The organism is Streptomyces sp. NPDC056169, assembly GCF_042268445.1.
GTDB lineage: Bacteria > Actinomycetota > Actinomycetes > Streptomycetales > Streptomycetaceae > Streptomyces.
The window spans coordinates 105920-122405 of sequence record NZ_JBHJUO010000022.1 but is presented as its reverse complement, the minus strand read 5'-3'; the positions used below and the strand labels follow the sequence as shown (position 1 = coordinate 122405).

Here is a 16486-nt window from a genome sequence, read left to right as displayed (position 1 = left end):
TCAAGGAGTCGCAGCCGCCCATTTCCCGTGCTCCCAGCAGCTCTTGGTTCCGTTCGGAACCCCTCGACGCCCCGGAGGGAAGGCTGAGAATCTCGGAACCGACTCTTGCCGCGCCTGTGACGGTCACTTAACCTCGCAGCAACATCGAAGCGCTTCGACTCGACGGTCGACAGTGCCCGGGGCTCCGCCCCGCCCGCTCCATCTCCACCTCCACCACCGCAGCCGGCCGGCGCCCTCGCGGTCGCCGTATGCCCTGGCGCGTGCCATGAAGGGTTGACGCAATGACGCCGAACGCCGTCTCCACGGGCTCCCGGAGATCCACCCCGAGCCGGAGCGACACCGGGGAGAGCCGGAGCGACACCGGGCAGAGCCGGAGGGGCTTCCTCGCCTCCACCGCCGTGGCCGCAGCCGCGGTGGCCGGCGGCGCGCCGCTGCTCGCGGCCTGCGGCGGCGGCTCGGACACCGGGAAGAAGGACGGCACCACGACCGGCAAGGACGCGGCGAAGCTCCTCCCCGCCTTCGTGGCCGGCACCGTCGTCGTCCCCGACATCGCGCCGAAGAACGGCTCCGCCGCCGGCTTCACCCGCGCCATCCCGAGCACCGAGCTCAAGGCCTCGGTCGCCGCCAAGAAGGGCAAGGGCAGCGCACTCACGATCATGGCGCCGTTCTGGGGGCCGCCGCCCGCCTCGGACAACCCGTACTACACGGCCATGAACGAGGCCATCGGCGTCCGGGCCACCTGGCAGAACCAGGACGGCAACGTCTACGACCAGAAGCTCGGCGCCGTCCTCGCCTCCAGCGAGATACCCGACGTGGTCGTCGTCCCCGGCTGGAACCTCGGCGGCAAGATCCCCAGCGCGATCAACGCCAAGTTCGAGGACCTCGGCCCGTACCTCTCCGGCGACAAGGTGAAGGCGTACCCGAACCTCGCGGCCATCCCCACCGACGCCTGGCAGCGCTCCCTCTTCGGCGGCAAGCTGCGCGGCCTGCCCATGCCCGCCTCGTACGTCACGAACATCGCGCCCTTCTACCGCAAGGACCTCTTCGACGCCAAGGGCTGGCAACTCCCCAAGAGCGCCGACGAGTTCCTCGCCCTCGCCAAGGAGATCACCAGCGCCAAGGCGAAGGTGTGGGCCTGCGGCGACATGACCTGGACCGCCTACAACATGTTCGGCGTGCTCTCCGGCAGCGACAAGGCGCTCGGCTGGCACCTCGTCGACGGCAGGCTCGTCAACCGCGTCGAGACCCCCGAGTACCTCGAAGCCCTGGAGTGGACCCGCAAGGTCTACGACGCCGGAGTCGTCCACCCCGACGAGAAGACCCAGAACCAGGGTGACACCAGCCTCCGCTTCACCGCGGGTCAGTGCCTCATCTACAACAACGACCTCTCCCACTGGTACGCCAAGACGTCCGAACAGGCCGCGCAGAACCCTGCGTTCGCCATGGCCGCCATGGACATCCCCGGCCACGCCGGCGGCGCCCCGAAGCTGTGGGCCACCAACCCCGCCAACATCTGGGCCTTCGTGAAGAAGGGCAGCTCCCAGGCCGTCGTCGAAGACGCCCTCGCCATCGCCGACTTCACCGCCGCGCCCTACGGCACCAAGGAGCGGATGCTCACCGACTACGGCGTCGAGGGCGTCCACCACACCGTCAAGGACGGCCTGCCCGTCAAGACCGACAAGGGCAACCAGGAGGTCAGCAGCTCCTGGCTGTTCGTCGCCAGCCCCGCCCCCTATGTGGCGCACCCCGACACCCCCGAGGTCACCCGGTCCATGGTCGAGTGGCAGCAGCGCATGGGCGCCCACACCTCCAAGTCCTCCTTCTACGGGATGACGATCACCGAGCCGGCGCGGTGGACCGGCCTCATGAACGACTTCGAGCAGCTGGAGAAGGACATCGTCCGGGGCCGCAAGAAGGTCTCCGACATGCAGCAGGCCGTCTCCGAGTGGAAGACCAAGGGCGGGGACGAGCTGCGCGACTGGTACCGGAAGCTCCTCGACACCAACGGCTCCGCGGCGAGCTGACCGTGAGCACGCTCGACACGAAAGCGGCGGACGCGGCCGTACGGGCTCCGGACGGCCCGACCTCGCGTGCCCGAAACGGCGGGGGCCGGGGCCGGGGCCGACGCCGTGCGGACGGGCGCGTCCCGCTCGGCCGGCGGTTCCGGCGCGACCTGACCCTCCTCCTCATGACCGTCCCGGCGCTCGCGCTCGTCCTGCTCTTCAACTACGTCCCCATCCTGGGGAACGTCGTCGCCTTCCAGGACTACGACCCGTACGTCTCCACCAATGGCGTCACCGCCATGCTCGAAAGCCCGTGGGTCGGCCTCGCCCAGTTCGAACGGGTCTTCTCCGACCCGTCGTTCCGGCACGCCGTCGAGAACACCTTCGTCCTCTTCCTCCTCCAGCTGGTGCTCTTCTTCCCGGTGCCCATCGCGCTCGCCCTGCTCGTCAACAGCGTGCTGCGGCCCCGGGTCCGGGCGCTCGTCCAGGCCGTCCTGTACCTGCCGCACTTCTTCTCCTGGGTGCTCGTCATCACGGTCTTCCAGCAGATCCTCGGCGGCGCCGGGATCATCGCGCAGACCCTCCGGCGCCACGGCCACGAGGGCTTCGACCTCATGACCGACCCGGCGGTCTTCAAGTTCCTCGTCACCGCCGAAGGCATCTGGAAGGACGCCGGCTGGGGCGTCATCGTCTTCCTCGCCGCGCTCGCCGCCGTCAACCAGGACCTGTACGAGGCCGCCGCCATGGACGGGGCCGGGCGGTGGCGCCGCATGTGGCACGTCACCCTGCCCGCGCTCCGGCCCGTGATCGCACTGCTCCTCGTCCTGCGGGTCGGCGACGCCCTCACCGTCGGCTTCGAGCAACTCCTGCTCCAGCGCGACGCCGTCGGACCCGGGGCCGCCGAGGTCCTCGACACCTTCGTGTGGTGGACCGGCCTGCGCAGCCAGGACTTCAGCTACGCGGCCGCCGCCGGACTGGTCAAGGGAGTCGTCGGCCTCGTGCTCGTCCTCTCCGCGAACAAGGTCGCCCATCTCATGGGCGAGCAGGGGGTGTACCGGAAATGACCCAGCGCCTCGCCCCCTGGCGGGCGGCGCCCGCCCGGCCCGTCTGGGAGGAACCGCCCGGCCGGGCCGGGCTCGCCGCCAAGGGCCTGCTCCTCGCCGCCTCCTGCCTCGCGGTCCTCGTGCCGCTGTGGATCGTCGTCGTCACCAGCCTCTCGTCGAAGAAGACGATCACGGAGGTGGGCGGCCTGGTGGTCGTGCCGAGGGACGTCACCTTCATCGCGTACCAGGAGCTCCTGAGCGGCGGCCAGGTCACGCGCGCGGCGGTCGTCAGCGTGCTCGTCACCCTCGCCGGCACCGTGTTCTCGATGACGGTGTCGATCCTCTGCGCGTACGGGCTGTCCCGGCCCGGCTCGCTCGGGCACCGCTTCATCCTGCTCGCCCTGATGGCCACCATGTTCTTCGGCGCCGGACTCATCCCCACGTACCTGCTGGTGCAGACCCTCGGACTCACCGACACCTACCTGGCCCTGATCCTGCCGAGCGCCGTCAGCGTCTTCAACATCCTCGTCCTGCGCGGCTTCTTCATGGGCATCTCGCCCGAACTCGTCGACAGCGCACGGATCGACGGCGCCGGGGACCTGCGGATCCTCTGGCAGATCGTGATGCCGCTGTCGCGGGCGGTGATCGCCGTCATCACCCTGTTCTACGCGGTCGGTTACTGGAGCGCCTGGTTCAACGCCTCCCTCTACCTCAGCGACCAGAACATGATGCCGCTGCAGAACGTCCTCATCCAGCTCGTCCAGAAACAGGAGATCCCGGTCGGCCTCGGCCAGGCGGTCAGGGCCGGCGACCTCTCCGGACTCGCCGTCCAGATGGCCGTCATGGTCCTCGCCCTCCTGCCCGTCGCCGTCCTCTCGCCCTTCGTCCAGAAACACTTCAGGAAGGGCATGCTGACCGGCGCCGTCAAGGGCTGACCTCGGCCTCGGCCTGTCCCCTCAAGGGCCGACCTCGGCCTTGCCCTGTGCCGTCGAGGGCTGACCTCGGCCTCGGCCTGTGCCGTCAAGGGCCGGCCTGCCCCCACCCCACCTCCCACGGAGACCGCCCGATGCCCCCCAGCCTCGACGACCTGACCCGCCCGCCCGGACGGCCGCCCCGGCTGCTCTACGGCGGCGACTACAACCCCGAGCAGTGGCCCGAGGAGACCTGGGCCGAGGACGCCCGGCTCATGCGCGAGGGCGGAGTCACCTCCGTCACCCTCGGCGTCTTCTCCTGGTCCCGCATCGAACCCACCCCGGGAGCGCGGGAGTTCGGCTGGCTCGACCGGGTCATGGACCTCATGCACGCGCACGGCATCGGCGTCGTCCTCGCCACCCCCACCTCCTCGCCCCCGCCGTGGCTGGGGCACCGCCACCCCGAGACGCTGCCCCGCGACGAGGACGGCAGGACCGAGTGGTGGGGCTCCCGCCAGCACTTCTCCCACTCCAGCGAGGTCTACCGGCGCCACGCGGCCGCCATCACCGAGGACCTCGCCGCCCGGTACTCCCGCCACCCCGCCCTGACCATGTGGCACATCGGCAACGAGTACTGCACCCACGACTGGGGCGACGAGGCCGCCCGCACCTTCCGCCGCTGGCTCCAGGACCGGTACGGCACCCTCGACGCCCTCAACACCGCCTGGGGCAGCGACTTCTGGGGCCAGCGGTACGGGGAGTGGGACGAGGTCCTGCCGCCCCGCCGCGCCCATTACCTGAAGAACCCGACCCACGTCCTCGACTTCCGGCGCTACACCTCCGACCTGCTCCTGGAGTGCTACCGCGCCGAACGCGACATCGTCCGCCGCCACACCCCGCACCTCCCCGTGACCACCAACTTCATGCCCTTCTGGTCCGGCCAGGACGGCTGGGCGTGGTCGGCGGAGGAGGACGTCGTCTCCGTCGACGTCTACCCCGACCCCCGCGACCCGCTCGGCGGCCAGTACAACGCGATGATCGGCGACCTGACCCGCTCCGAGGCCGGCGGCCGACCGTGGATGGTCATGGAGCAGGCCGCCGGAGCGGTCAACTGGCGAGGCGTCAACCACCCCAAGCCGTACGGCCTCAACCGCCTCTGGGCGCTCCAGTCCGTCGCCCGCGGCGCCGACGCCGTCTGCTACTTCCAGTGGCGCCCGTCCCGCCAGGGAGCAGAGACGTTCCACTCCGGGATGCTCGGCCACGCCGGCGAACGCGGCCGGGTCTTCCGCGAGACCGTCCGCATCGGCGAGGACCTCGCCGCCCTCGGCCCCCGGGTCGCGGGCACCCGCGTGACCACCGAGATCGCCCTCCTCCACGACTGGCACTCCTGGTGGGCCGAGACCCCGGACGGGGCGCTCTCCACCCGCGTCGACCACGCCGAGCTCGTCCGCGCCTGGCACCGGGCCCTCTGGGACGCCCAGCTCCCGGTCTCCTTCGCCCACCCCCACCACGACCTGAGCCGCCACCGGCTCGTCCTCGTCCCGCACCTCCACCTCCTCGACGACGCGGCGATCGAGAACCTCACCGCGTACGTGCGCGACGGCGGCACCCTCGTCTGCGGCTTCCTCACCGGCATCGCCGACCAGGACGACCGGGTCCGCCCCGGCGGCATGGACGCCCGGCTCCGCGACCTCCTCGGCATCGACCTGCTCCAGGAGTGGTGGCCGCTCGACGAGGGCGAGCACGTCGACTGCGGCACCTTCCACGGGACCCTCTGGTCCGAGGAGCTCACCCCGGCGCCGGGCGCCGAGACCGTCGCCGCCTACCGGGGCGGAGCACTCGACGGACTCCCCGCGATCCTCCGCAACGGCCGTGCCTGGTACGTCTCCACCCTCCCCGAACCCGCCGCCCTGAGCGTGCTGCTCGCCTCCGTCGCGCGCGAGGCCGGGGTGCGCCCCGTCCTCGACGACCTGCCCGAGGGCGTCGAGGCCGTCCGCCGCGGCGACCTGCTCTTCCTCCTCCACCACGGCCGCGACCCCGTCACGGTGCCGCTTCCCGGCCGCCACCGCGACCTGCTCACCGGAGCCGTGACGGAGGGAGCCGTGAAGCTGGACCGGTTCGGCGTCGCCGTCCTGGAGGAACACGAACCCGCGCCCGGGGAGGACCGCCCGTGATCCACGGCACCTGGGAGCCCGCGCCCGCCGCCCGCTGGGAGGACGCCTTCCTCACCGGAAACGGCCGGCACGGCGCCCTCGTCTTCGGCGACCCCCAGGACGACCGGGTGATCGTCACCCACCACACCCTCGTACGGCCGAACAACGACCCCGCCGACACCGCGCCGCCCCGCCTCGCCGCAGCCCTGCCCGCCCTCCAGGACGCCCTGCTCGCCGGGGACGCGAACGCCGCCGAACACTTCACGGACGACCGGCCGCTGCGCTGGGTCCGCCCCTTCCACCCCGCGTTCCGGACCCGGATCCGGCGCGGGCCCTTCGGCAACGGCGTGGCAACGCGCCGGTCCGTCGACTTCACCACCGGGGTGGTCACCGGCGTGTCCGGGGAGCGGCGCAGCGAAGTCTTCGTCTCCCGCGCCGACGACGTCCTCGTCCAGTACGTCGCCCAGTCCGGTCCGGTCGTCGAGGTCGACCTCGACCACCGGCTGCCCGGCGTCCCCGCCGCGCTCGACGTGGGGCGCGGCATCGCCTCCGCCCGCCGCGAGACCGTCCTCACCCTGCGGGCCCGCTACCCGGAGAGCTCCCTCGGCTACACGGGCCTCACCCTCGTCCTCGGCGACGCCGGGCGCACCACGGTCACCGCCTCGGGCGTACGGATCGAGGGCGCCCGGCGGCTCCTGCTCCTCACCCGGGTACGGCGGCACGAACGGGCCACGGAGACGGACACGGCCCGTGAGACGGAGGCCCTGCGTGCCCTGGCCGCCCTGGCCGGTGCCACCGACGACCTCCCCGGCATGTACGCGCGGCTCCTCGCCCGGCACACCGCGCTGCACGGCCCCGCCTACGGGCGCGTCGCCCTCGACCTCGGCGCGGACGCGGCAGAGCGGGCCCTCCCCGGCTCCGCGCTGCTCGGCCGCCCCGACAGTCCCGCCCTCCTGGAACGCCTCTTCGCCGCCGGCCGCTACCACCTGCTCTCCTCCTCGGGCCTCCTGCCGCCCCGGCTCCCAGGGCTGTGGACCGGCGACTGGAACACCGCCTGGTCGGGGGCGTTCACCACCAACGCCAACCTCAACCTCCAGACCGCCTCCGCCGTCGCCGCCGATCTCCCCGAGGTGACGGAGGCTCACCGAGCTTTCATCGAGGGCCAGTCGACGGACTGGCGGGACAACGCCCGGGACATCTTCGGCGCCCGCGGCATCGTCGCCCCCACCCACACGGACGGCGCCTCGGGCCACACGTACCACTTCAGCCGCGAGTACCCCCTCCACCTGTGGACGGCCGGAGCCGACTGGCTGCTCGTCCCGCTCCTCGCCCACGAGGAGGCGACCGGTCGGCGCGACCCGCGCGTCACCTCCCTCCTCGGCGAACTCGCCGCCTTCTACGAGGACTTCCTCACCCGCACCGGACCCGACGGCCGGATCGTGATCGTCCCCTCCTACTCCCCGGAGAACCGCCCCCGCGGCGGAAGCTGGGGCGCGGTCGACGCCACCATGGACATCGCCGCCGCCCGGCACGCCCTGCGCGCCGCCGCCGACCGCGCCCCGGACCCGGACGCCACCCGGCTCCGGGCGCTCGCCGACCGGCTCCCGCCGTACCGGGTCAACGACGACGGCTCGCTCGCCGAATGGGCCCGGCCCGGTCTCGGCGACCGCTACGACCACCGGCACCTCAGCCACCTCTACCCGGTGTGGCCGCTGGACGACATCAACCCGTACGACACCCCCGACCTCGCCGCGGCCGCCCGCCGTGCCCTCGAACTCCGGGGCAGCGAGAACGACTCGGCCCACGGCACCCTCCACCACGGCCTGGTCGCCGCCCGGTTGCGGGACGCCGCCCGCACCGAGGACGCGCTCGCCCGGGTGCTCACCGGCGACTACTTCCACGCCTCCCTCATGAGCGCGCACTATCCCGGCCGCGACGTCTACAACGCCGACGCCGCACACGCCCTGCCCGCGCTCCTCATCGAGGCCCTCGTGCAGTCGACGCCCGAGCGGCTCGTGCTCCTGCCCGCGCAGCCCGCCCGCTGCCCGCGCGGCCGGCTCACGGGCGTACGGACCCGGTTCGGCGCGCGCGTCGACCTGGCGTGGTCACCGGGGGAGTACCGGGCGGTCCTCAGACCGGACCGGGACGCGGAGGTCGAGCTCAGGAGCCCGGCGGGGGCGTCCTGGCTCGTCCTGCGCGCGGGCGAGGAGCGGACCGTCAGTTCCTGACCGCACGCGCCGGCGGGGGCCCGGAGCTGTCCCGGACCGTCAGGACCGGGGTGAGGAGCTCGACGCCCGCGGCCCCGTCGTGCGCCGACCCGTCGCGGGCGGCGCGCGCCGCTCCCTCGCCGTCGGAGTGCACCGGATCCTCGTCGGCGGGGTGCGCCGAGAGTCCCGCGATCAGTCGCTCCACGGCCCGGCGGCCCAGCTCCTGCGCGGGGATCGCCACCGAGGTGAGCGCCACCGAGGCCTGCGCGGCGATCGGCTCCGGGCAGACGGCGACCACCGACACGTCCTCGGGAACGGCCCGCCCCGTCCTCCGCAGAAGCGCGAGCAGCGGCTCGACGGCCGTCTCGTTCTGCACGACGAAGGCGCTGACCCCGGGCCGCTCGTCGAAGATCCGGGCCAGCACCCCCGCGACGGCGTCGTGTCCGCCCTCGCAGGGCCGGTGCAGCAGACCGACGCCGAGCCCGGCCGCCCGGTCGCGCAGGCCGCGCAGGGTCCGCTCGGCGAAGCCGGTGTGCCGGGCGTAGACGCCGGGGGCCTCGCCGATCACGGCGATCTCCCGGTGCCCGAGCCCGGCCAGGTGCTCCACACAGAGCGCCCCGGCGGCCGTGAAGTCCAGGTCTACACAGTTCAGTCCCGCGGGATCGGCGGGCAGCCCGACGAGGACGGCGGGCGGGCCGGCCGCACGCAGCACCGGAAGTCGCTCGTCGTCGAGCTGGACGTCCATCAGGATCACCGCCTCGGCCAGGCCGCTGCCGGTGACCCGGCGCAGCGCCGAGGGGCCCTCCTCGCCGGTGAGCAGCAGCACGTCGTAGCCGTGGGCCCGGGCGGTCGTGGCGACGCTGACCGCGATCTCCAGCATCACCGGCACGTACATGTCGGTCCGCAGGGGCACCATGAGCGCGATGATCCGCGAACGGCTGCTCGCCAACGCCCGTGCGCCCGCGTGTGGTTGGTAGCCGAGCTGCTCGATGCTGGCCCGTACCCGCAGCCGGGTCGGGCCGGAGATGGGACGCTTGCCGCTGAGCACGTAGCTGACCGTGCTCGCCGACACACCGGCGTGCCGGGCGACGTCGACAAGGGTGACCATCCGTTCTCCCCGCGGCCCGTGACAGTGGTGAAACGCTTCGACGAAGACCGTCGAGTGATCGCTTCGGCGACCCAGCGAGACCGTAACGTGACCGTGCTGACGTGTCCAGGGTGCAGGATCAGGAATATCGAAGCGCTTCGACATCGAGCCTGGCCGAGGGAGCGTCGTCGGTGACGGGGAAGCGGCGCAGCTCGCCGGGGTCCCGGGAGCCGAGCGGGGACATCCCGCCGTCCGCCCCGAGCCGGGCGAGCAGGTCGAGGACGAGCCGCCCGCGCCGTACCCGCTCGCGCGCGGTGGCGAGGGCCTGGTCCCGAAGGTGCGCGCCGTAGGGGTAGATCCCGGCCGCCCGGCTCAGCCCGAACTTCAGGTACAGCGGCGCGCCCCGCCGGATCAACTCGGCCGCCTCGTACATCCGGACGTACCCTCCGAGGTCGTCCGGGGCCTCGACGTAGAGGTCCATGGGTGCCCGGCTGACCCGGCGGATCTCCGTGAGGTGCGCGAGGGTCAGATCCGAGGGCACGTTGAGGGAGTCGGCGCCGAGCCGCTCGTGCACGGCGAACGCCGCTGGATTGACCGGGCCGATCAGCGCGGACACCTTGAAGGTCGTGTCGCCGGGCAACACCCCTTCGGTACGCAGCCGGTGCAGCGTCCACAGGACGCCCTCGTCGGCGACGAGCAGACAGCGGACGCCCAACTCGGCGGCGCGCAGGGCGTCTTCGACACAGCCGGCGAGTCCGTCATGGCCTCGGGCGCGGAGCCCGGCGCCGCCGGATTCGGTGCGGGTGGCGGCCCCGGTGTCCCAGGTGCCTCGCGGTCCGGTGAACAGGCAGAGCTCGACGGAGCGTTCGGCGCAGGCGTCGACCATCTCGGTGATCTCCGCGTCGGTGAGCATCCAGACGCCGCTGCCCTGGCTGACCCGGTGCACGGGAACGCCGAGCCGCTCGCTCTCCGCGAGGACGACGGCGAGGGCCTCGGGGCCCTCGACGGACGGCAGTTCGGTCCGCCACAGCCCGCCGTCGGGGAAGGCGTGCGGGGAGGTGGCGGCGAGGTCGTCCGCCGGTACGGGGTGGCCGATGCGGCGGAGCGCTTCGCCGCCGGGTCGTCGGGGTGCCGGTCGCGTGGTCATCGGGATCCTCTGATTCGGGAGGTCGGACGAGGTGCGGAGCGGGAAGGGCCGGCCGGGAGAGGCGGGAGAGGTAGGAGGGTGGGAGGGGCGGGATGGCCTGGCCGGGAGGGGCGGGCCGGGCGGTTCTCAGGGGAGCAGCAGGACCTTGCCGGTCCCCGCCGCGCCGCCGCCCATCAGGGCGAGCGCCTCGCCGAACCGCTCCAGCGGGAACGTGTGCGTGACGAGGGGCGCCGGGTCGAGGATCCCGGCCGAGAAGGCGCGCACCGCGTCCGCCCAGGCGGCGGAGGAGGCGCCGAAGACGGAGCGGAGCTCCAGTTGGCTCACCGACAGATGGACCGGGTCGATCCCGGTGGCGCCCGCCGTGAACATGCCGGTCAGCACCACCCGTCCGCCCCGCCGCGCGAGGAGGCAGGAGGACGCGGCCGTCGTGGGCGCCCCGGCGGTCTCCACGACCAGGTCGTAGCGCCCGGACACGCCGTCCGCCGCCGCCTCCGCCGGGGAGAGCGCACGGTCGGCGCCGAAGACCAGGGCCTGCGCGGCCCGCTCCGTCCGGGGGTCGACGACGGCGAGCTCGGCGGGGGAGGACGCGGCGAGCCACTGGACGGCGAGCAGGCCGAGCGTCCCGGCGCCGACGACGGCGATCCGCTCGCCAGGGCGCGGCCGCCCGGCCCGTACGGCTGCCGCGACGACGGCGGCGGGTTCGAGAAGGGCGGCGGCCCGCAGGTCCACGCCGTGGGGGAGCGGGTGCAGCAGGCGTGCCGGGACCAGCAGATGGTCGGCGAAGGCACCCGGTTCGGTGAAGCCGGTCTCCGCGTACCCGGCGGTGCAGAGGCTGGTCTCCCCGTACCGGCACCGCTCGCACGTGCCGCAGGCCCGGAAGCCCTCGGCGACGCACGGCCGGCCCACCAGCGCGGGGTCCACCCCGGAGCCGACGGCCTCCACGGTGCCGGACCACTCGTGCCCCGGCACCACCGGATAGCGGACGTACCCCGGGGCGCGGTGACCGTCGTACAGCTCGCGGTCGCTCAGACAGATCCCGGCGGCGGCGACCCGCACCCGGACCTCACCCGGTCCCGGCTCGGGCAACTCCTGCTCGACGAGGCGATGTTCGCCGGGGCGGTCGACGACGATCGCGCGACTGGGACTGGGACTGGGACTGGGACTTGCCGGTCCTCGGCTCGCGTGTCCTTCGCTCATCGGGGCCTCCTCTTCTCCCAGCCCTCGGCCCACAGGTCGAACCGGGCCCGCTGCTGCGGGAATTCGGCCGCCGCGTCCACGTCCAGCTCGACGCCGAGTCCCGGCTCGTGCGAGACCGTGAAGCAGCCCGTCTCCGGATCGACCTCCGGCGCCCCGCGCACCACCTTCTTGATCTCGGCGTCCGCGAAGTCGTTGAAGTGCTCCAGGACCTTGAAGTTCGGTGTGCAGGCGGCGAGCTGGAGGGAGGCGGCGGTGAGGACCGACCCTCCGACGTTGTGCGGGGCGACGAGCACGTAGTGGGTCTCGGCGGTGGCGGCGAGCTTCCTGGCCTCCAGGATGCCGCCGATGTGCCCGACGTCCGGCTGGACGATGTCGGCCGCCTGCGACTCGAACAGCTCCCGGAACTCGATCCGGTCGTGGATCCGTTCCCCGGTCGCGATCGGCAGGTCGACCTTCTCGGCCACCTTCCGCAGGGCCTTGAGGTTCTCCGGCGGCACCGGCTCCTCCAGCCACGCGGGCCGGAACGGGGCCAGGTCGCGGGCGAGCCGGACGGCCGTCGCGGGGGAGAAGCGGCCGTGCATCTCGACCATCAGCTCCGTGTCCGGGCCGATCGCGTCCCGCACGGCCTCGATGAGCGAGACCGCGTACCGCGAACGCTCGGCGTCCAGCTCGAACCGGCCGTTCCCGAACGGGTCGATCTTCAGCGCCCGGTAGCCGCGGGCCACGACCTCGCGGGCCGCCGCGTGGTAGGCCTCCGGGGTCCGCTCGGTCGTGTACCAGCCGTTCGCGTACGCCGGCACCCGGTCGGTCACCTGCCCGCCGAGCAGCTGCCACACCGGCACGCCGAGCGCCTTGCCCTTGATGTCCCAGCAGGCCGTCTCCACGACGGCGATGCCGGACATCACGATCTCCCCGGCCCGCCCGAAGTCGCCGTACTTCATGCGGCGTACGAGATCCTCGACCGCGAACGGGTCGGAACCGGCGATGTGACGGTCCTCCGCCTCGCGGAGATAGCCGATCAGGGCGTCGGTGTGCCCGAGCATCCGGGTCTCGCCGACCCCGGTCAGGCCCTCGTCGGTGTGGACCAGGACGTAGGTCAGATCGCGCCAGGGCGTTCCGACGACATGCGTGGTGATTCCCGTGATGCGCACGGTGGTTGCTCCCCGGGGACGCTGGCGTGATGTTCGAGATATCGAATACTGTTCGGTGGATCGGCGAGACCGTAGGCAGCGGCCCGCCGACGTGTCAATGGGAGCGCGTCCACGCGGACGCCTCCCGGAATCTCGCACGAGCAGAGGGTGGGGTGGGCCTCGTGGGACGACTCGTTCCGGCGGTGACCAGGGCTTTCGACATACTGGAGCTCTTCCTCCAGGGCGACGGGACGCTGTCCGCGCCCGAGATCACCCGCAGGCTCCAGCTGCCGCGCACGACCGTGCACGAGCTGGTCGCCACCCTGACCGCCCGCAACTACCTCGTCCCGGTGCCGGAGCAGCCCGGCCGCTACCGGCTCGGTGTCCGCACGTACCAGCTCGGCAGCCGGTACGCGGAGCAGCTCGACCTCGCCGCCGAAGGCCACCAGGTCGCCCGCGAGGTGGCCGACACCTGCGGGGAGACCGTCCACGTGGCCCTCCTGGAGGGCATGGACGTCATCTACATCGCCAAGGTCGACTCCACGCACGCGGTGCGGATGGTCTCCGCGACGGGCCGCCGGCTCCCCGCCCACTGCACCGCCGTCGGCAAGATGCTCCTCGCCTCCCTCCCCGCGGCCGAGCTCGAAGCGCGCCTCGAAGAGCGGCTCGAAGAAGGGCCGTTGGAGTCCATGACGCCGAACAGCCTCAGCGATCCGGACGTGCTGCGGGCCGCGCTCGCGGAGATCGGGATCCTCGGTGTCGCCGTCGAGCTCCAGGAGTCCAACCCGGACGTCAGCTGTGTCGCCGCGCCCGTACGGGACCGGTCGGGGCGCGTCGTCGCGGCGCTGTCCGTCTCGGTGCCGGTCCACCGCTGGAGCGAGGACCGGGAGAACGAACTGACCGCCCTCGCCGCGCGGGGAGCCGGCGACCTCTCGGCCAGGCTGGGGCACCGGGGCGGGCGCTGAAGCAGGCGCTGAAGAAGGTACTGAGTCGGGCGCTGAGTCGGGCGGTGAATCGGGCGGTGAGCCGGGAGCTGAGCCGGGAGCTGAGCCGGGCGGTGAGACCCGCCGGCCCGCTCCGGTCCGGGGCCCGTCAGGCCTCCGCATCGGCGGACCCGGCGCGCCGGCCGTCCCGGCGCTCCCGGGGCTGACGCATCCGGCTGACCGGCCCGAAGACCTCCCGGTCGTTGAGGAAGCCCTCCAGGGCGAAGGTGGCCGCCCCCCGGGTGACCGCGTTGTGCGGGACCGCGCTGCGCCGCAGGGTCGCGGCCCGGTACGGCAGCGGGAGCGCGTGCCGCGTCACCGCCTCGTACGTGGCGGTCAGCAGCCGCTCCCCGAGCAGGTCGACGACCTGATTGCCGAGGACGAGCACCCGGGGGTTGAAGAGGTTGACCAGATTGGCCACCGCCGCACCCAGATAGCGCCCGGTCCTGTCGATGACGGCGGCGGCCGTCGGGTCCTGCTCCGCCGCCGCGCGCGCCAGGGCGGCGACCGTGGCCGCGTCGTCCTGCCCGGGTCCCGGCCCCGTCCCCGGTCCCGGCCCTGTCCCCGGTCCCGGCTCTGTCCCCGGTCCCGGCTCTGTCCCAGAGCCTTCCCCCGGTCCCACCGCCGTCCCCGTGCTCGCGCCCGTCCCCGGCCCCGTCCCCGTCGCCCGCTCGTCGTCGGCCGCGAGTTCGCGCCAGGTCTGCGCGATCCCCCGGGTGCTCACGTACGCCTCCACACAGCCCCGGTTGCCGCAGGTGCACAGGCGGCCGTCGAGGGCGATGCAGGTGTGGCCCCACTCGCCCGCGCTGTTGGTGAAGCCCCGGTAGAGCTGCCCGTCGATCGCGATCCCGGCGCCGACACCGGCCCGCAGGGTGAGCACCACCAGGTCGTCCACCTCGCGCCCGGCGCCGAACCACAGCTCCGCGACCGTGCTGGCCCGCAGCGGGTTGTCGAGCCACAGGGGCAGCCCGAGGCGCTCGTCGAGCAGGGCGCGCAGGGGCACCTCGTGCCAGGACCAGTACGGGGAGAAGGACGAGACGCCGCCCTCGCGCTCCACCATGCCCGGCACGCTGACCCCGGCCCCGAGCACCCGCTCGCGGGGCACCCCGGAGGCGCTCAGCAGCTCCTCCACGCAGCCGGCGAGGACGTCGACGACGTCGGAGGGGCGGACGTCACCCGGCGGGAGCGGGCGCTCGACCGAGTGCCGGACCTCAAGGGCCAGGTCGAAGAGCTCGGCGTGCACCGAGGTCTCGGCGATGTCGACACCGATCAGCGCGCCCCGCTCGGCGTTGACGGCGAGGCGTGCGCGGGGCCGGCCGCCGCTGGAGTCCTCGTGGCCGGCCTCGACGAGGACGCCGGCCTCCAGGAGCTCGGCGGTGAGGTTGGCAACGGTGGCGAAGGAGAGCCCGGTCGCCGCCGCGATGTCCTGGCGGCTCATCGCGCCCGGGCCCGCGTAGACGCGCCGCAGGACCTCGAAGCGGTTGAGGCGTCGGATGTCCTGCGACGTCCGCTTGATCATCTGTGCTGTCCTCCGGTCGACGGGGCACGACGCGGCCGCGCTGTCCCGGCGATCTTATTCGAAGGGTTGGAAGAAGCGGTGCAGGGGTTATTTACAACCGTTAGACGAAGCCCTAGCTTTTGTGGAGCCAGCCGAGGACAACCGTGGAGGACAGATGCTGCACCTCAGGGCCGTGCCCTGCTCCCCCCTGCCCGGACGCCTGACGGAAGGACCCCTCTGGGACGACCGGCGCCAGGAAATGCTCTGGGTGGACATCCCGGACGGCCTGGTCCACCGCGCCGGCCTGACCGACGGAGAGGACGGGCCCGACCTGGAGCCCCTCGCCACCCTCCGCTTCGACCGCCCCGTCGGCGCCGTCGCCCTGTGCGCCTCCGGAGCCCTCCTCGCCGCCGCCGGCACCTCCGTCCTGCACCTCGCCGAGGGCCGCCCGGTCGCCGAGGCCGTCGAACTCGCCGCGCCCGTCCTCCCCGACGACGGCCTGCCGCGCCGCATGAACGACGCCGCCGTCGACCCCGCCGGCCGGCTCCTCGCCGGCACCATGGCGTACGACGAGAGCCCCGGCGCGGGCACCCTCTACCGCCTCGACGACGACGGACTCGCCCCCCTGCTCGACTCCGTCACCATCTCCAACGGCCTCGGCTGGAGCCCCGACGGCAGCCTCCTCTACTACGCCGACAGCCCCACCGGCCGCGTCGACGTCTTCGCCTACGACCCCGAGAACGGCGCCCTGAGCGACCGGCGCCCCTTCGCCGTCCTCGACCGGGGCGTCCCCGACGGACTCACCGTCGACAGCGCGGGCCGCGTCTGGGTCGCCGTGTGGGGAGGCGGCGAAGTCCTCGCCTTCACCCCCGACGGCACCCTCCACGCCCGCGTGGAGGTACCCGCCTCGCACGTGACGAGCTGCGCCTTCGCCGGCCCCGCACGCGACGTCCTGGTCATCACCACGGCGACCGAGGGCCTCGACGAGGAAGCCCGGCTCGCCGAGCCCCACGCCGGCCGCCTCTTCGTCTGCCGCCCCGGCGCCACCGGCCTGCCCACCACTCCGTACGCCGACCACTGACCCCCGGCACTCGGTACGCCGACCAATCACTCCCGGCATTCGGTAC

12 protein-coding genes are annotated in these 16486 nt (G+C 73.2%); 7 read left to right on the top strand and 5 right to left on the bottom strand.

The window, feature by feature from the left end; genetic code table 11:
- Positions 1-281: 281 nt before the first annotated feature.
- The 5 genes from ACFC0G_RS32165 (at position 282) to ACFC0G_RS32145 (ending at position 8338) form a co-directional block, all read left to right on the top strand.
- Positions 282-2024 (top strand): Tat pathway signal sequence domain protein, encoded by a 1743-nt coding sequence (locus ACFC0G_RS32165; protein WP_376410096.1) that lies wholly within the window; start codon positions 282-284, stop codon positions 2022-2024.
- A 2-nt stretch (positions 2025-2026) separates the two neighbouring features.
- Positions 2027-3067 (top strand): ABC transporter permease, encoded by a 1041-nt coding sequence (locus ACFC0G_RS32160; RefSeq protein ID WP_376410094.1) that lies wholly within the window; start codon positions 2027-2029, stop codon positions 3065-3067.
- On the top strand, positions 3064-3981 hold the full coding sequence (locus ACFC0G_RS32155; protein ID WP_376410091.1) for a carbohydrate ABC transporter permease: 918 nt from the start codon (positions 3064-3066) through the stop codon (positions 3979-3981). The genes ACFC0G_RS32160 and ACFC0G_RS32155 overlap by 4 nt, the downstream gene beginning before the upstream one ends.
- Positions 3982-4112: 131 nt before the next feature.
- On the top strand, positions 4113-6131 hold the full coding sequence (locus ACFC0G_RS32150; RefSeq protein ID WP_376410088.1) for a beta-galactosidase: 2019 nt from the start codon (positions 4113-4115) through the stop codon (positions 6129-6131).
- The gene (locus ACFC0G_RS32145) at positions 6128-8338 is read left to right on the top strand and encodes a glycoside hydrolase N-terminal domain-containing protein (protein WP_376410085.1); all 2211 of its coding nucleotides are present in this window, start codon (positions 6128-6130) and stop codon (positions 8336-8338) included. The genes ACFC0G_RS32150 and ACFC0G_RS32145 overlap by 4 nt, the downstream gene beginning before the upstream one ends.
- Here ACFC0G_RS32145 and ACFC0G_RS32140 read toward each other — a convergent pair.
- The 4 genes from ACFC0G_RS32140 to ACFC0G_RS32125 all read right to left on the bottom strand — a co-directional run bounded on the left by ACFC0G_RS32140 (position 8328) and on the right by ACFC0G_RS32125 (position 12899).
- Positions 8328-9425 (bottom strand): LacI family DNA-binding transcriptional regulator, encoded by a 1098-nt coding sequence (locus ACFC0G_RS32140; protein ID WP_376410082.1) that lies wholly within the window; start codon positions 9423-9425, stop codon positions 8328-8330. The two genes, ACFC0G_RS32145 and ACFC0G_RS32140, sit on opposite strands and share 11 nt — an antisense overlap.
- A 118-nt stretch (positions 9426-9543) precedes the next feature.
- Positions 9544-10551: a hypothetical protein gene (locus ACFC0G_RS32135; protein ID WP_376410080.1), complete on the bottom strand. Its 1008-nt coding sequence runs from the start codon at positions 10549-10551 to the stop codon at positions 9544-9546.
- A 126-nt stretch (positions 10552-10677) separates the two neighbouring features.
- The gene (locus tag ACFC0G_RS32130; RefSeq protein WP_376410078.1) at positions 10678-11748 is read right to left on the bottom strand and encodes a zinc-binding dehydrogenase; all 1071 of its coding nucleotides are present in this window, start codon (positions 11746-11748) and stop codon (positions 10678-10680) included.
- On the bottom strand, positions 11745-12899 hold the full coding sequence (locus tag ACFC0G_RS32125; protein ID WP_376410075.1) for a mandelate racemase/muconate lactonizing enzyme family protein: 1155 nt from the start codon (positions 12897-12899) through the stop codon (positions 11745-11747). Before ACFC0G_RS32125 ends, ACFC0G_RS32130 begins: the two co-directional genes overlap by 4 nt.
- A gap of 161 nt (positions 12900-13060) precedes the next feature.
- Here ACFC0G_RS32125 and ACFC0G_RS32120 point away from each other — a divergent pair, with 161 nt between their 5' ends.
- Positions 13061-13843 carry an IclR family transcriptional regulator gene (locus tag ACFC0G_RS32120; RefSeq protein WP_376410072.1) on the top strand — a complete coding sequence of 261 codons (783 nt, stop codon included), beginning with the start codon at positions 13061-13063 and terminating at the stop codon, positions 13841-13843.
- Between the two features lie 127 nt (positions 13844-13970).
- Here ACFC0G_RS32120 and ACFC0G_RS32115 read toward each other — a convergent pair whose 3' ends face one another.
- The gene (locus tag ACFC0G_RS32115; RefSeq protein ID WP_376410069.1) at positions 13971-15380 is read right to left on the bottom strand and encodes an ROK family protein; all 1410 of its coding nucleotides are present in this window, start codon (positions 15378-15380) and stop codon (positions 13971-13973) included.
- Positions 15381-15534: 154 nt separating this feature from the next.
- Here ACFC0G_RS32115 and ACFC0G_RS32110 point away from each other — a divergent pair, with 154 nt between their 5' ends.
- A complete protein-coding gene (locus ACFC0G_RS32110; protein ID WP_376410066.1) occupies positions 15535-16440 on the top strand; it encodes an SMP-30/gluconolactonase/LRE family protein in 906 nt (301 codons plus the stop codon).
- Positions 16441-16486: the final 46 nt, after the last annotated feature.

Coding starts and splice junctions, on each gene's coding strand:
- ACFC0G_RS32165 (WP_376410096.1), top strand. CDS start 282: ATGACGCCGAACGCCGTCTCCACGGGCTCCCGGAGATCCACCCCGAGC.
- ACFC0G_RS32155 (WP_376410091.1), top strand. CDS start 3,064: ATGACCCAGCGCCTCGCCCCCTGGCGGGCGGCGCCCGCCCGGCCCGTC.
- ACFC0G_RS32135 (WP_376410080.1), bottom strand. CDS start 10,551: ATGACCACGCGACCGGCACCCCGACGACCCGGCGGCGAAGCGCTCCGC.
- ACFC0G_RS32110 (WP_376410066.1), top strand. CDS start 15,535: ATGCTGCACCTCAGGGCCGTGCCCTGCTCCCCCCTGCCCGGACGCCTG.
- ACFC0G_RS32130 (WP_376410078.1), bottom strand. CDS start 11,748: ATGAGCGAAGGACACGCGAGCCGAGGACCGGCAAGTCCCAGTCCCAGT.
- ACFC0G_RS32150 (WP_376410088.1), top strand. CDS start 4,113: ATGCCCCCCAGCCTCGACGACCTGACCCGCCCGCCCGGACGGCCGCCC.
- ACFC0G_RS32115 (WP_376410069.1), bottom strand. CDS start 15,380: ATGATCAAGCGGACGTCGCAGGACATCCGACGCCTCAACCGCTTCGAG.
- ACFC0G_RS32140 (WP_376410082.1), bottom strand. CDS start 9,425: ATGGTCACCCTTGTCGACGTCGCCCGGCACGCCGGTGTGTCGGCGAGC.